The organism is Bacteroidia bacterium, assembly GCA_027493955.1.
In the GTDB taxonomy this organism is placed as follows: Bacteria; Bacteroidota; Ignavibacteria; order SZUA-365; family SZUA-365; genus JAOSJT01.
Window position 1 is genome coordinate 2,381,672 of record JAOSJT010000001.1, and the last position, 13,053, is coordinate 2,394,724.

The following is a 13,053-nucleotide window of genomic DNA, read 5'->3' on the forward strand; positions in this document are numbered from 1 at the left end:
GAGTGCCCGTACTCCACGGAATGCATGTGTCCGGGCGACCGGGAGGATAGACGCTCACCACTCCATCCGATACAGCAACTCCAGACGCGCCCAGAGGTAGGAAGACGCCTCAGCTCTGAAATCGCCGTCGTACCACATGCGCTCCAGCATTGCGTGTCCGGAAAACGGCAAATCCGGCTTCCAGAACAGATGCGCCGTCAGCAGCGTCCCGACTCTCGGATCCGGCCCGAATTCCTTTGCGCGTTTGAGGGTCTGGATTGAGCTGCGGATCACCCAGTCGGAATGCGGCGTAACCGAAACTTCGGCAAACGGCGCCTGCACAATCGACCAGTACGCCGGGCGCAATAGTATACCCTCTGTGAATACCAGCGACTCGCTCCATTTCGGCCAACGGCCCAGGACGGGATCCCACTGCCCGATTAGAAACAGCCATCCATACGTGCCTGATCCTTCTGACGGGATGCTCAGCATCTCGTAGCTGTAGTGATACATGCCGGCACGCAGAAGCACCGGCAATTCGAGGCCGGGCCGGAGATCCCAACTAAGATTTCCATGCGCCGCCCAGGCCTTTCTGTCCAACGATGGCTTCGCCCTCACTCGCAACTCGCCTCGCTGAAGAGCGGCTTCGAGCGTGGCGCTCACGCCCGGCAGTAACTCCGCCGCAACACGCGCACCGAAAGTAAATTCGCTCAGACCCTTCAGATCCTCGACTCCGCTGTGGCTTATGACGGCGGAATCCCGACTCTGTGTATGCAACACGTAAAGATCCCAATCCATCCTGTCCCACGCGCCGGTGTAATAGAATCCCGCGACATTTCGGTCCTCTTCTGCAAGTAATCTGTCCCTGTCATTCAAAACCGGCAGCAGTTTATCCTGTGTTGGTTGGTGCACAAAGAACAGTGTCGCTTTGTGACCTTCGGCCGGCTCGACCACCGCACGGATGCCATTCATGTAGAGCGTGCGCGAACCATCCAGTGGTGTGCCGTCCATGATCACGAAACCCTCACCCAGCGGCATGTCGAAACGGCCCAGCGTGACGTCCACCGGCAGCAGAGCATCGTTGCGCCATCGGACGTACAGATGTTCGAAAATGACTTCGTCGAGATTGAAATCCCGCTCCACCGGATACTCGATCCAGTTGAAGAATTCATTGGTGAGCATCGTGCGGAACTCCAGTGACGGTAACGGTCGCCATGTCCCGCCGATTCTCGTCCGGTTCCGTGTAAAGGTGACCGGCGAACCGCCGATGATCTTCATGCCCGCATCCCAGGACACAAAGCGCATCCGGTGAGACACATCGAACGACAGCCCCTTCCGTGTGCCTCCCGCAATGGATGTGTCCGCCGTATTCTGTGCACCTGCTTCCGAAAGCAGGAAGAGCAACAAGGCCACGAAGAGCATGATACAACGCATACGCACTCCCGAATCAAAGATACAAATGGGAGTATACCATCCCGATGACTGTCTTGCAAGGGCGAAAAAGGATTTACGACATACGATTTACGAAATACGATTTTCGAGTTACGATTTGGAGTCAATCGAATCCAATGGTAGCGTCAGAATGTGTCTGGACGTGAGCATTGGTCCGCCGGTGGCGGAGGGAATCGGGAATCGTTAATCGGGAATCGTTAATCGGGAATCGGGAATCGGAGCAGAAATGACGGTGCAAGTGAAGTGCCGAAAACCAGCTTATCGGATCTTTGACGACCCTTTAAAAGGGAGCCACATCCCAAATCGTCAATCGCAATTCGTAAATCCCGAATCGTAAGTCGTACATCCTAAAAGGTCGTTTCCAGCATCAGGCGATATTGCCGTATGGGCGCGAGGTTGGCGACGACTTCGGTGTAGGAATAATTGAGGATGTTGTCCGTGAGTGCGGTGACGCGCACGGGAAGACCGGCGATTGCGCCGCTCCAGGCAAGACGAAGATCTGTGACATACGTTGGCACACGTCTGTCCGCGTCGGGAATGACGACGGACAGTTCCATGTCCACTTCCTCAAGTCGCGAGATGATACGGTGATCCACACCGAAGCGGAACGGCCCGAGGTCCACACTGCCGGAGACATAGAACAGATGGCGCGGCCGGTACTTCAGGATTGTTCCGCTGCCTCTGTCCTCGGGATACAGATACGTGTATGCAACGGAGAAATCGAACATCTCCCAGGGAAAGGTCTGCACCGAGAGCTCGTAGCCGCGTATCCTCGCTTCCGTAATGTTGCGGAATACAATACGACCATCCACGGGATCGATCGTCGGCTCAACGAGATTTTCGTAATCATTCCAGAAAATGGCGGCGTCGATAACCGTACGCCACGGTAACCGCTGCGTGGCACCCACCTCGTAGGAGGTGCTCCGCTCAGCTTTCAACCCGGGATTGGGTTTCGTCAGAAGGCCGCCCGCCCCAACCGTGGCGAAACGCTCCGCGATAGACGGTGATCGGAAACCCCAGCCGTACGATGCGCGCACGGCGGTGCCATCCAGTGCTTGCCACGTCAGTCCCAGACGGGGATTCACCTGCATGTCGGCCTCAAGCGTATCGATGGACGTCACATCGAAGCGCGCACCCGCAGACAGCTGCACGTCCTGGTGCAGCCGCAGCTCATCCTGAGCATAGACGGCCCCACTATAGCCGGAGCGCTTTCCGTAGATCAACGCGTTCACCTGCGAGAGCGCGAAATCCGCTCCGAAGGTCAGTAATTGCGTGGAAGACATTGCGAGCGAGCCCTGCCACTCGGCACTGTATTGCCAGGCAGTGGATTGTGTACGGTCGGCCGGACGGAAGGAAAAATCGGACGTGTCGCTCCGTGTATCGAAGGCGGTGCGGTATGCGGAGAGCCGCAACGAGGAGGCGAAGTTCCCACTGTGTGTCTGCCGGTACTGCGCCGATGCCAGCATCTTCGTCGAATGGATGCGCTCGCTCTTGTCCTTATCCTCCGGCGTCCGCAGCGCATTCGACAAGTCGCGCCAGAACACCCAGTTCCCGCGGTCGTTGGAACTCCAGGTGAGGTTGACGCTCAGATTTCTGTCGGGCGAAAAACGATACCACGCCCGTCCGCCAAAGTTCCAGCGGGTGAAATCCTCGATCTCTCTGTATCCCTGATCTCCACGCAATCCGGCCGTCAGCAAATAGCTCAATGAGCCCGCCGCATCACCGTGCTGCACATCCACTCCGCCGGAGAATCGCGGACTGTCGCCCCACCATTTCCACTGCGCATGCTTTGGTTCGTCCCACATCCCCGTATACAGACGCAGACGGGAGCTGCGTTCTCTGGGCTCGGAGGTGATCACGTTAATAACGCCGCCGAGCGCACTGGAGCCATAGAGCGCAGAACCCGCACCCTTCACGACCTCGATGCGTTCGACGTTGAACATGGGTACGGCATCGAATTTGATCTCCCCCGCGTCGCCGGCGAGTACAGGCGCGCCGTCCACCAGCAACAGCACGCGACTTCCGACCGCTCTGCTGTAGCCGCTGGAACCGCGGATATTGACCTGATCTTCCGTGATGTTGACGCCGGATATTTTTCTCAAAGCGTCGTCGAGTTCGATGATACCACGCTCCTCGATGCTTTTACCGCTTAAAACGGATATACTGACGGGTATTTCCTCGAAGCTCTGGGCATGCTTCCCCGCGGTGACGATGACTTCTCCCGTGCTGACCGTTGTTTCCGCAAGTCGGAGATCCAGCGTCCGTTCTTCGCCTGCTTCGAGAATCAGGATTTCGCTCACGCTGCGATAACCTATCATCGAGCAGGTAAGCGTCACCTTTCGTTGCGGAGGGATTGCGCGGATGAAATACCGTCCGTCCGCGTCCGTCGCGCTCCCGAGCACGGTGCCGCGAAGAACGACGTTCGCTCCGATCAACGGTTCCCCGCTCTCCGAGGTGACGCGACCCCGCACGCTGGCAGTTTGACCAAACAGGATGGAAGGAGGCAGAAGTGTGAATGCCAGGAGGGCGATTGCGAGTGTCGGAACGGCTACTGGCTTCATGACGGGCTCAATAACGCCTGCGAACGGCGTGTTCGATCTTGTACAAAAGATCTTCCTGATACTGCATGTCGTGCACAAAGTCCGCGACATCGCAATCAATCACCAGCTTGGGACTAAGGGTGTAGCGCGCAAGCCAGTCTTCGTACAGCGCATTGAGCTGCTCGAGGTATACAGGCTCGATGGCTTGTTCGAAATCCCGTCCACGCAGTTGTATCTGTCTCTGAAGCGTCGGCACGGATGCCTGCAGGTAAATCAACAGATCAGGCGGCTTCAGGTAGGACGTCATCGCATGATAGAGAGCCGTATAGTTTTCGTAATCGCGGTCGTCCATTTTCCCGATAGCATGCAGGTTGAGCGCGAAGATCTCGGCATCCTCGTAAATCGAGCGATCCTGAACCACATTGCGTCCCGACTCACTGATCTCGCGATGAAGCATGAAACGCTTGGACAAGAAATACACCTGCAGGTGAAAGGACCACCGCGCCATGTCCTGATAGAAATCCGGGAGGTACGGATTGTCATCAACGGATTCGAAGTAGGGGACCCAGCCGAATTTCTGATGCAGCAGCGACGTGAGCGAGGATTTGCCCGAACCGATATTACCGGAAATGGCGATAAACATAGCGCTTAGTCCTCCTGCATCCAGCGGATATCGTCCTGCCCGCGAAGCTTGTTCGCGTAGCGCGCAAGCACGAAGAGATAATCGGACAAACGGTTGATAAATCGCACGTTGGTATCGGATACTTCTTCCAGAGCCGCGAGATGTACGATGCAGCGTTCGGCACGGCGGCAGATCGTCCGGCACGCATGCAGCTGCGCTGCAGCGGCATGTCCTCCGGGAAGTATGAAATAGCGAATCGGATCGAGTTTCTCTTCGATGTCGTCGATCGCCGTCTCTATTCTGTCGATGTGGCGCTGCTCGATACGCTTGACGGAGGTCTTTTCCATATCGATCGGGGTGGCGAGATCGGCTCCCAGAACAAACAGATCATTCTGAAGAGCGGTAATGCGCTGTGCAAGCTCCGCGTCCTCCGAAAGTGCGCGTGCGACGCCCAGTTGCGCGTTGAGCTCGTCCACGGTACCATACGCCTCTATTCTTGCGCTGTCCTTGCCGACACGCCGGCCTCCAAAAAGGCCGGTCATGCCAGTGTCGCCGGTTCTCGTATAGATTTTCACCACAGCGCTCACTTTCCGGACTGCGTTCGCAGCTCATGGACGACCGCGGCGGCGTCAGGCAATCCCGACCAGGTCGCTTTCACGATACCATCTTGTAAAATGAACGTTCTTGGAAGGGAACGATACAGGGGCCGCGCGAAACGCGGTTCGATTGCACCGACGGGGAAGGCGGCCGCATATTCGAACATCAGGGCGGTAAGATGTTCCGTGCCGTCAATAAGCAATCCCGTGGCGGAATGTACTTCCTCCTGCTGTGCAATGTCGTTCATGCGGTTGACATCAAGCTGAAGATCGCGGGAGTCCATAGTAAAAAGGAACACCACGCGGGTCCCTTCATTGAGACTGGTGCCATACAAACCGTCCACCGGCCAGACATCGAATCGCGCACCCGGACGGAGGGTCGTGACAATATCGTCAGCGGGAATCGCGGGGCTGTAGAATGTGACCCCTGCCGCGACGAGACCGCTCGCAAGCGTCACCGCACTTTTCCATTTGATGCCTGTCGCGGGCTTTGTCCAGAGCACCGCCAGCGAGAAAAGCAATCCCGCCGCCATGATCGCATCTTCAATAATGACCATTTCCGGTCCCCGATGAACCAGGTTGCCGAAACAGCCGCAATTTTCACCGAGTCCGATCGCCATACCGTACCAGGTTATCCCGATGAAGAAGAGCAAGAGTGCTATCATTAAAATTGGTGCGACGCGCGGCAGAAAATTGACGGCCAGCGCGGTCGCAAGCAGTATCTCCACAATGATCAGCGTCCATGCCGCGAGCATGGACAGGTGCGGAAAGATATTGTAGGTCGCGATCTGCTCGGAAAACGAGACGGGATCGAGCGCCTTCAGAGTCGCGGCGAGATAGAAGACAGCCGCAACAATGATCATCACGGCGCGGGCGATAATAACGAGGGCGCGGTTGGACGAAAGCTGCATGTTATTTCAGGATGGTGAGAAACAGGTCCTCCATCGCGCCGGGCGGATCACCGATCACGCGCTGAATTTCCTTCCCGTTTTGAATAAATATGACTGCGGGATAATCGTGTCCGTATTTCGCGATAGCATCGCGCGGTTCATTACCTCCCATGGCGATACCGATGTAGCGCACGTGAAAATTTTTATTCGCCGCGTCCCCGAAAATGCGCATTGTTTTCGGTAGGGAGAGCTTGCAGGTATTGCACCAGGTGGCGAACATGACCACGACTTCGGTTTTTTTCTTGTATGTTTTGAGCTTTTTTATACTCGCCTGTTTGGGCTTGTAGGCCTTCATGCGCATCCCATACTCGGGATTGTAGGCGAGAATCATAGCGGGAGTCACCTCGCCGACCAGGGTCTGTCGCACGGTGATTCCCACCGATTTCCCCCCCACCTTGAATACGCTCGACTGCCCTTTCATCGTGTAGGAGCCGGCGACCGTGCCCGCGGGTATGCCCTTGGTTTTTGCGAAACCATGCTCCACCGTGACGTCACCGGCTTTCAGTGTGGAGACCTGTTTTTGTCCGAGATCAATGAGGACGGGGTCCTTGAGCTTGTTCGATGTGATCAGCATGAACGGCCGGTACGAAACCGGCTGAAACACCAGAGCGCTGAGGTCACTCTTTCCGTTGATTTCGACGGTAATTTGCGGATTTTCTTCCCAATCAATCACCGGTTGCGCAGTGAGGGGTGCGAAGCCGGAAGTGCATGCAGCGATGAGGGCGAACACACAGACGAGGCGAAATTTCTTCATGTATGACTCCATAGCCCAAAAATTACGAAAAGGGTGCCGGTGGTGCAAAAAATGTTGCAGTGGAAATTTGCGTAAAGGCACATAAAGCTAACAACCACAGGTTGTCCCGCGTTGTTCCATCTGACATATTATGGAGCAGGAAAATCACTCACGCAACGACTGGAGCTGGCACAATGGATGTAGTGGACCGCCTTCTGGCCATAGACCCCGCGGGAGCCGATGACACGGCCTTTGCGATGTATTCGGAAATCCTCACCGCACTGCGCGACGGAATACTGCGTTCGGCACATTGTGTCGACGGGAGATGGATCGCCGATACGAACATCAAGCGAGCGATCTTATGGGGTTTTCGAGCGGGCGTGCTCAGCGATATCGAAGATTCGCCGGTGTTCCGCTTTACCGACAAGCATACGCTTCCCGTGCAGCATTTCACGGCAGGCAGCGGACGACGTGTTGTGCCAGGCGGCACCACCATCCGTGACGGCGCGTATGTGGCTCCCGGCGTCATCGTCATGCCTCCCGCTTATATCAATATCGGAGCGTATGTGGATGAAGGGACACTGGTGGACAGCCACGCCCTTGTCGGCTCCTGCGCACAGATCGGAAAAAATGTGCACCTCAGCGCGGCGGTACAAATCGGCGGCGTGCTGGAACCGGTCGGCGCGGTGCCCGTCATTGTCGAAGACGATGTGATGGTGGGCGGCAACAGCGGTATTTACGAAGGAACGATTGTGCGCCGACGCGCCGTCATCGGTACAGGCGTCATTCTCAACGCCTCGACACCGGTGTACGATCTGGTGCACGGGCGCATTTTGCGAAAAAGCGCGGACGGACCGCTGGAAATTCCCGAAGGTGCCGTGGTCGTTCCGGGCAGCCGACCCGCACGCGGCGACTTTGCCGCTTCCGCCGGTGTGCAGCTCTACACCCCCGTCATCGTGAAGTACCGCGACGAGCGCACGGACGCCGCGACCGCGCTGGAGGAAAGCCTGCGGTGACGATTTACGACTTACGATTTACCTACCCGCACACGCATTCCTGACCGGCGGCGCATCAGTTTGCACTGACTTTTCTGCGTGTTCTGCTTTTTCTGCGAATTCTGCGTTCCTGCGTGTTCTGTTTTTTCTGCGAATTCTGCGTTCGCGCTTGCCTGCCCGCCGAAGCATCACAGGTGAATGGCACAGCCGTCGATGGCAGTGAACGAAGGCGGGACCATGTACGAGTGCCTGCACGCCGGATCCTTCACCCTTCACCTCTCCAGGTATCGCCCTTCGGGCTTGGGAGGTCGTGGCTGGCGCGTGCAGCCCCGGGCTGAAGCCCGGGGTTAGAGGAAGTGCCGCCCTGCGGGCTCTTCACTCTTCACCCTTCACCTCTCCAGGTGTCGCCCTTCGGGCTTGGGAGGTCGTGGCTGGCGCGTGCAGCCCCGGGCTGAGGCCCGGGGTTAGAGGAAGTGCCGCCCTGCGGGCTCTTCACTCTTCACCCTTCACCTCTCCAGGTGTCGCCCTTCGGGCTTGGGAGGTCGTGGCTGGCGCGTGCAGCCCCGGGCTGAAGCCCGGGATTTGAGGAAGTGCCGCCCTGCGGACTTCACTCTTCACCCTTCACCTCTCCAGGTGTCGCCCTTCGGGCTTGGGAGGTCGTGGCTGGCGCGTGCAGCCCCGGGCTGAGGCCCGGGGTTAGAGGAAGTGCCGCCCTGCGGGCTCTTCACTCTTCACCCTTCACCTCTCCAGGTATCGCCCTTCGGGCTTGGGAGGTCGTGGCTGGCGCGTGCAGCCCGGGCTGAGGCCCGGGGTCAGAGGAAGTGCCACCCTGCGGGCTCTTCACTCTTCACCCTTCACCTCTCCAGGTATCGCCCTCCGGGCTGTGTCGCTCCGGATAATCGTTTCATGTTTAGCGTATAACTCCTCCTCTCACATTTCACCATAACGTACCACCCTGCGGACTCGGCACCCGCTCCCATACGCCATCGTGCTGTTGCGACAGGCCGTTCATTTTCACATATTGCCATTTCAATGAGAATTCCGTAGTTTTTCTTTCTGCCACTGGTTTGCAATCTCTTCGACGCAGTGTCACCGACACTCCAGTTCGTCGAGATACCGGGACGGCAAGCTTGGTCACGGCACGTTGTGCCTGATTTTTTCACAACAACTGGACACTACCATGACGAACGACCCGACCACCAACGAGACTCCCGAACAACTGCCGGAGCAGGAAATGGCTGCAGAGCAGACGGAAGCAAGCGGGATCACCGACACGACCGCGGAGACTCCTGAACTGCAGACAGGAGAAGCACTGCCCTCCATGGCAAACGATGAGGAAGCCTCCGGAGACGATGCCGCAGCGACCGTGGCGGAAGAGGAATCGTTCGCCTCACCGGTAGAAGAAGCGCCTGTCGCAGAAGCGCCTGTCGCAGAAGAGCCTGTCGCCGAAGAGCCTGTCGCAGAAGCGCCTGTCGCAGAAGCGCCTGTCGCAGAAGCGCCTGTCGCCGAAGAGCCTGTCGCCGAAGCGCCTGTCGCCGAAGAGCCTGTCGCCGAAGAGCCTGTCGCCGAAGAGCCTGTCGCCGAAGAGCCTGTCGCCGAAGCGCCTGTTGCCGAAGAGCCTGTCGCCGAAGCGCCCGCTGCTGAAGCGACGGCTACCGAGAGCAGCGATGCGGTTGCCGCAATCGGCAAACGAGGCAAGAAAAAGCCCGGGCTCAGTGATGAAGAGGCGCAACCTGTATGGGACGAGCTGGTCGGCGCCTACGAGCAGAATGCCATCCTTCCCTTCATGCTGCTCAGGAGCACCAAAGGTGGCGCGATCTGCGAATACAAAGGACTTGAGGGTTTTATTCCGAAATCCCATTTCCTCATTCATGGCGTAGCCCAGCAGGAAGAGATAGACGCGTTGATCGGCAAGGAAATCGAGCTGATGATTCTCGAGCTCAGCGATTTCGTGAAACGCAAATACGTGTGCAGCCGGAAAAAAGCGCTACGCCGCGCACGCATGCTTGAGTTGAAGAAGAACGACATCGTCGAGGGCGTGGTGACCTCGCTGGCCCCGTACGGCGCATTCGTGGATATCGGCGGCATCGACGGACTCATTCACATCTCACGGATGAGTAAAATTCGCGTGGAGAAGCCCTCGGATCTCCTCAAAGTCGGCCAGACCGTGAAGGTCCGTATCGTCGAGATCAACGAAAAAGAAGAGCGTCTGGCTCTCAGCATGAAAGAATTTACCACGTCGCCCTGGTCGCACGCCGAGGAAAAATTCGCCCCCGGTCTTCAGCTCAAGGGGAAAGTGCAGAACATCACGGATTTCGGCGTGTACGTGCAACTGGAGCCCGGCATCACCGGTATGGTGCATATTTCGGATCTGTCGTGGACATCCCGCGTCAATCATCCCTCCGAAGTCGTCAAGATTGGCGATGAGATCGAGGTGAAAGTGCTGAGCGTCCGCACCCGCGACCGTCGCATCAGCCTCAGTCTCAAGGAAACGCAACCGGATCCCTGGCCACGCCTCGCCAACGTCTTCCCTCCGGATTCCGAAGCGACAGGTACGGTAAAGCAGATACTCGACGCGGGCATTCTGGTCGCCATGGAGCACGGCCTCGACTGCTTTGTTCCGAAGGGCAAAATGGGTTCACGCCGCGGCGGCAAGCGCGGAGGCCCCCAGCAGCCGTCGGCACCCTCATACAATGTCGGCGACACTGTGCATCTCAAGGTTGTGGAAATGGATCCGCAGAAGCACAGCTTCATCGGCGCGATCATGCGCGACGAAAGCCATGAGTCGGATCGTCGCCGTCCGGAACGCGAACAGGAGTATAACCTTCCGCGCGCAAATCCTTCCGACAACGCCTTCCGTCTTGGCGACATTGAAGGCCTGCAAAAGCTCCTGAATGCCACGGCTATCGCTGACGCCGCCGAAGCAACGACGGCCGAGGCCCCTGCCGAAGAAGCCACTGTCTCAGAGGCAGCGGTCGAAGAAGCGCCCGTCGCCGAAGAAGCGCCCGTCGCCGAAGAAGCGCCTGCCGCCGAAGAAGCGCCCGTCGCCGAAGCGCCCGTCGCCGAAGCGCCCGTCGCCGAAGAAGCGCCTGCCGCTGAAGAAGCGCCTGCCGCTGAAGAAGCGCCTGCCCCTGAAGAAGCGCCTGTCGCTGAAGAAGCGCCTGTCGCTGAAGAAGCGCCTGCCGCTGAAGAAGCACCTTCGGACGAAGCGACATCAACGCCGGAAGGACAGGACGAGGAAACGAATCCTCAGGCCTGAGCGACAAAGGAGCAGAGTTACGACAGAGGCCGGCATTTGTGCCGGCCTCTTTGTTTTCATTCCCGCAGCATTGGTGACTTACGGCAACAGCGCTTCGGCCTCGTCCAGGAGGGAATCCATGAGACGCGCCGTAGCCGCGATAGGATCGGGAGACGTCATATCCACACCAGCGAGCTTCAGCAGCTCGATGGAGTATTTCGAGCTGCCTGAGGCGAGGAAGTCGCGATATCGCCGCATGGCCGCATCACCTTCCTCCAGTATCCGCTGCGAAATCGCCGCCGCCGCTGCAAGCCCGGTGGCGTATTGGAAGACGTAGAAGCTCCGGTAAAAATGCGGAATACGCGCCCAGTTAAGAGCGAACAGCGGATCCGTTTGAAACGCCGGGCCATAGTAGCGGACATACAATTCCTCCATTTTCCCGCTCATGAGATCCACGGTCAGCGGTCTCCCCTCCTCCGCTTCGCGGTGAATAAAGCGCTCGAACTCGGCGAACAAAGCCTGATTGTACACCGTGCCGCGAATCGTGTCAATGTGGTGGAGAAGGATGTTCGCACGGACTTCCGCTTCCGGACGTGTATCGAGGAGGTGACGCACGAGCAGTAATTCATTACAGGTGGAAGCGACTTCCGCACAGAAAATCGTATAGCCCCCGTACACCGGCGGCTGCGCTTTCCACGTGTAGTACGAGTGCATGGAGTGTCCCATTTCATGCGCGAGCGTGAAAACGTCTTTCAACGTGTTCGTGTAGTTCATCAGGACGAACGGATGGGCGCCGTAGGTCCAGGCCGAATACGCACCGGAGGTTTTCCCCTGATTCTCGTACACGTCTATCCACCCGCCGTGCAAGCCTTCAGTGAGGTCCCGTACGTAATCCGCGCCGAGGGGCGCGAGCGCTTCACCAACCATTCTCCGGGCGTCTTCCCATGGAATGGACAACTGCATATCCCCACCCAGCGGAAGGTACAGATCCCAGGGCCGGACATGTTCCAGACCGAGAACACGTCGACGTAACTCCATCGCCCTGTGCAATGGCGCGAGATTGTCGTTGACGGTGCTGACGACGTTGTCGTATACGGCAGCCGGGATATTGTCCTCGTACAGCGCCATATGCAATGTGGATTCATATCCCCGGGCGCGGGCGTAGAACATTTCCCGTTTCACCTGACTGTTGAGCATCGCCGCGAGTGTATTTTTCCAGCCGGCATAGGCGCCGTACAGAGCGTCGAACGCGGCTTTGCGCACCTGCCGGTGGTGGGATTCCTGCAACTGTATGTACCGACCCTTCGTCACCTCGACGTCCGTCCCATCCTCGTTCTGTATCGTACCGAAGCGGATATCGGCGTCGTTGAACATGCCGAAAATATTTGCTGCAGCGCCGGTGGCTTCGAGCGACAGCGCGAGCAGCTCTTCCTCTCTCTGTGAGAGCACATGCGCCCGCATACGCAGCACTTCATCAAGATGGTGTTCGTAGATACGGAGGTCCGGAACTTCGGCGAGAAATGTGGAAACACGCTCGGGTGGAATTTCCAGCAGTTCCGGCACCACCCACGCGGTGGCCGCGCTCATGCGGGTGTGCTGCGACATAACTCTGTCGGTCAATCCCTGGTACAGCGTATTTGCGGTGTTCTCGTCGAAGCGTCGAAACGCGTAATTTCCCACCTTTCCGGCGAGCACATTCAAGGTATCGGCGAAGCGAAACCATGCGAGCAGCGTTTCGCCGGATTCCCCGAGCGTTCCGCGGAACTGATCCAGCTTCGCGATCAGTTCGTCAAGATGCCCAAAGTCCTCCTCCCAGGCCTCAAGGGAGGAGTACAGTGCTTCGAGGCGCCATGTGTTGGCGGGATCGGCCTCGTCCCGTGTTGGCAGAGTTACAGACAACGGTTGTGTATTGCTCATGACGATACGGATGTTGGATTCGGTGGGAAAT

At 57.9% G+C, this 13,053-nt stretch carries 9 protein-coding genes; 2 read left to right on the forward strand and 7 right to left on the reverse strand.

Annotation, left to right across the window (positions count from 1 at the left end; translation table 11 throughout):
• Positions 1-54 precede the first annotated feature (54 nt).
• The 6 genes from M5R41_09035 to M5R41_09060 all read right to left on the reverse strand — a co-directional run bounded on the left by M5R41_09035 (position 55) and on the right by M5R41_09060 (position 6,893).
• Positions 55-1,413 (reverse strand): hypothetical protein, encoded by a 1,359-nt coding sequence (locus M5R41_09035; protein MCZ7556531.1) that lies wholly within the window; start codon positions 1,411-1,413, stop codon positions 55-57.
• Between the two features lie 365 nt (positions 1,414-1,778).
• Positions 1,779-3,992 carry a TonB-dependent receptor gene (locus M5R41_09040; protein ID MCZ7556532.1) on the reverse strand — a complete coding sequence of 738 codons (2,214 nt, stop codon included), beginning with the start codon at positions 3,990-3,992 and terminating at the stop codon, positions 1,779-1,781.
• A gap of 7 nt (positions 3,993-3,999) precedes the next feature.
• Positions 4,000-4,614: a deoxynucleoside kinase gene (locus tag M5R41_09045; protein MCZ7556533.1), complete on the reverse strand. Its 615-nt coding sequence runs from the start codon at positions 4,612-4,614 to the stop codon at positions 4,000-4,002.
• 5 nt (positions 4,615-4,619) lie between these two features.
• A complete protein-coding gene (locus M5R41_09050) occupies positions 4,620-5,168 on the reverse strand; it encodes a cob(I)yrinic acid a,c-diamide adenosyltransferase (GenBank protein MCZ7556534.1) in 549 nt (182 codons plus the stop codon).
• An 8-nt stretch (positions 5,169-5,176) separates the two neighbouring features.
• Positions 5,177-6,100: a hypothetical protein gene (locus M5R41_09055; GenBank protein MCZ7556535.1), complete on the reverse strand. Its 924-nt coding sequence runs from the start codon at positions 6,098-6,100 to the stop codon at positions 5,177-5,179.
• A gap of 1 nt (position 6,101) precedes the next feature.
• Positions 6,102-6,893: a hypothetical protein gene (locus M5R41_09060; GenBank protein ID MCZ7556536.1), complete on the reverse strand. Its 792-nt coding sequence runs from the start codon at positions 6,891-6,893 to the stop codon at positions 6,102-6,104.
• Between the two features lie 173 nt (positions 6,894-7,066).
• Between M5R41_09060 and M5R41_09065 the strand changes: the two genes are divergently transcribed.
• Both M5R41_09065 and M5R41_09070 read left to right on the forward strand, forming a co-directional pair.
• The gene (locus M5R41_09065; protein ID MCZ7556537.1) at positions 7,067-7,888 is read left to right on the forward strand and encodes a 2,3,4,5-tetrahydropyridine-2,6-dicarboxylate N-succinyltransferase; all 822 of its coding nucleotides are present in this window, start codon (positions 7,067-7,069) and stop codon (positions 7,886-7,888) included.
• Positions 7,889-9,047: 1,159 nt separating this feature from the next.
• Positions 9,048-11,126: a S1 RNA-binding domain-containing protein gene (locus M5R41_09070; protein MCZ7556538.1), complete on the forward strand. Its 2,079-nt coding sequence runs from the start codon at positions 9,048-9,050 to the stop codon at positions 11,124-11,126.
• 78 nt (positions 11,127-11,204) lie between these two features.
• Here the strand turns inward: M5R41_09070 and pepF are convergent, their stop codons facing one another.
• Entirely contained in the window at positions 11,205-13,022 is a 1,818-nt protein-coding gene (gene pepF, locus M5R41_09075) for an oligoendopeptidase F (protein ID MCZ7556539.1), read from the reverse strand.
• Between the last annotated feature and the right edge of the window lie 31 nt (positions 13,023-13,053).

Excerpts from the sequence above, each read along its gene's own strand:
- M5R41_09035 (MCZ7556531.1), bottom strand. The coding sequence starts at position 1,413 with ATGCGTTGTATCATGCTCTTCGTGGCCTTGTTGCTCTTCCTGCTTTCG.
- M5R41_09040 (MCZ7556532.1), bottom strand. The coding sequence starts at position 3,992 with ATGAAGCCAGTAGCCGTTCCGACACTCGCAATCGCCCTCCTGGCATTC.
- M5R41_09045 (MCZ7556533.1), bottom strand. The coding sequence starts at position 4,614 with ATGTTTATCGCCATTTCCGGTAATATCGGTTCGGGCAAATCCTCGCTC.
- M5R41_09055 (MCZ7556535.1), bottom strand. The coding sequence starts at position 6,100 with ATGCAGCTTTCGTCCAACCGCGCCCTCGTTATTATCGCCCGCGCCGTG.
- M5R41_09060 (MCZ7556536.1), bottom strand. The coding sequence starts at position 6,893 with ATGAAGAAATTTCGCCTCGTCTGTGTGTTCGCCCTCATCGCTGCATGC.
- M5R41_09065 (MCZ7556537.1), top strand. The coding sequence starts at position 7,067 with ATGGATGTAGTGGACCGCCTTCTGGCCATAGACCCCGCGGGAGCCGAT.
- M5R41_09070 (MCZ7556538.1), top strand. The coding sequence starts at position 9,048 with ATGACGAACGACCCGACCACCAACGAGACTCCCGAACAACTGCCGGAG.
- pepF (MCZ7556539.1), bottom strand. The coding sequence starts at position 13,022 with ATGAGCAATACACAACCGTTGTCTGTAACTCTGCCAACACGGGACGAG.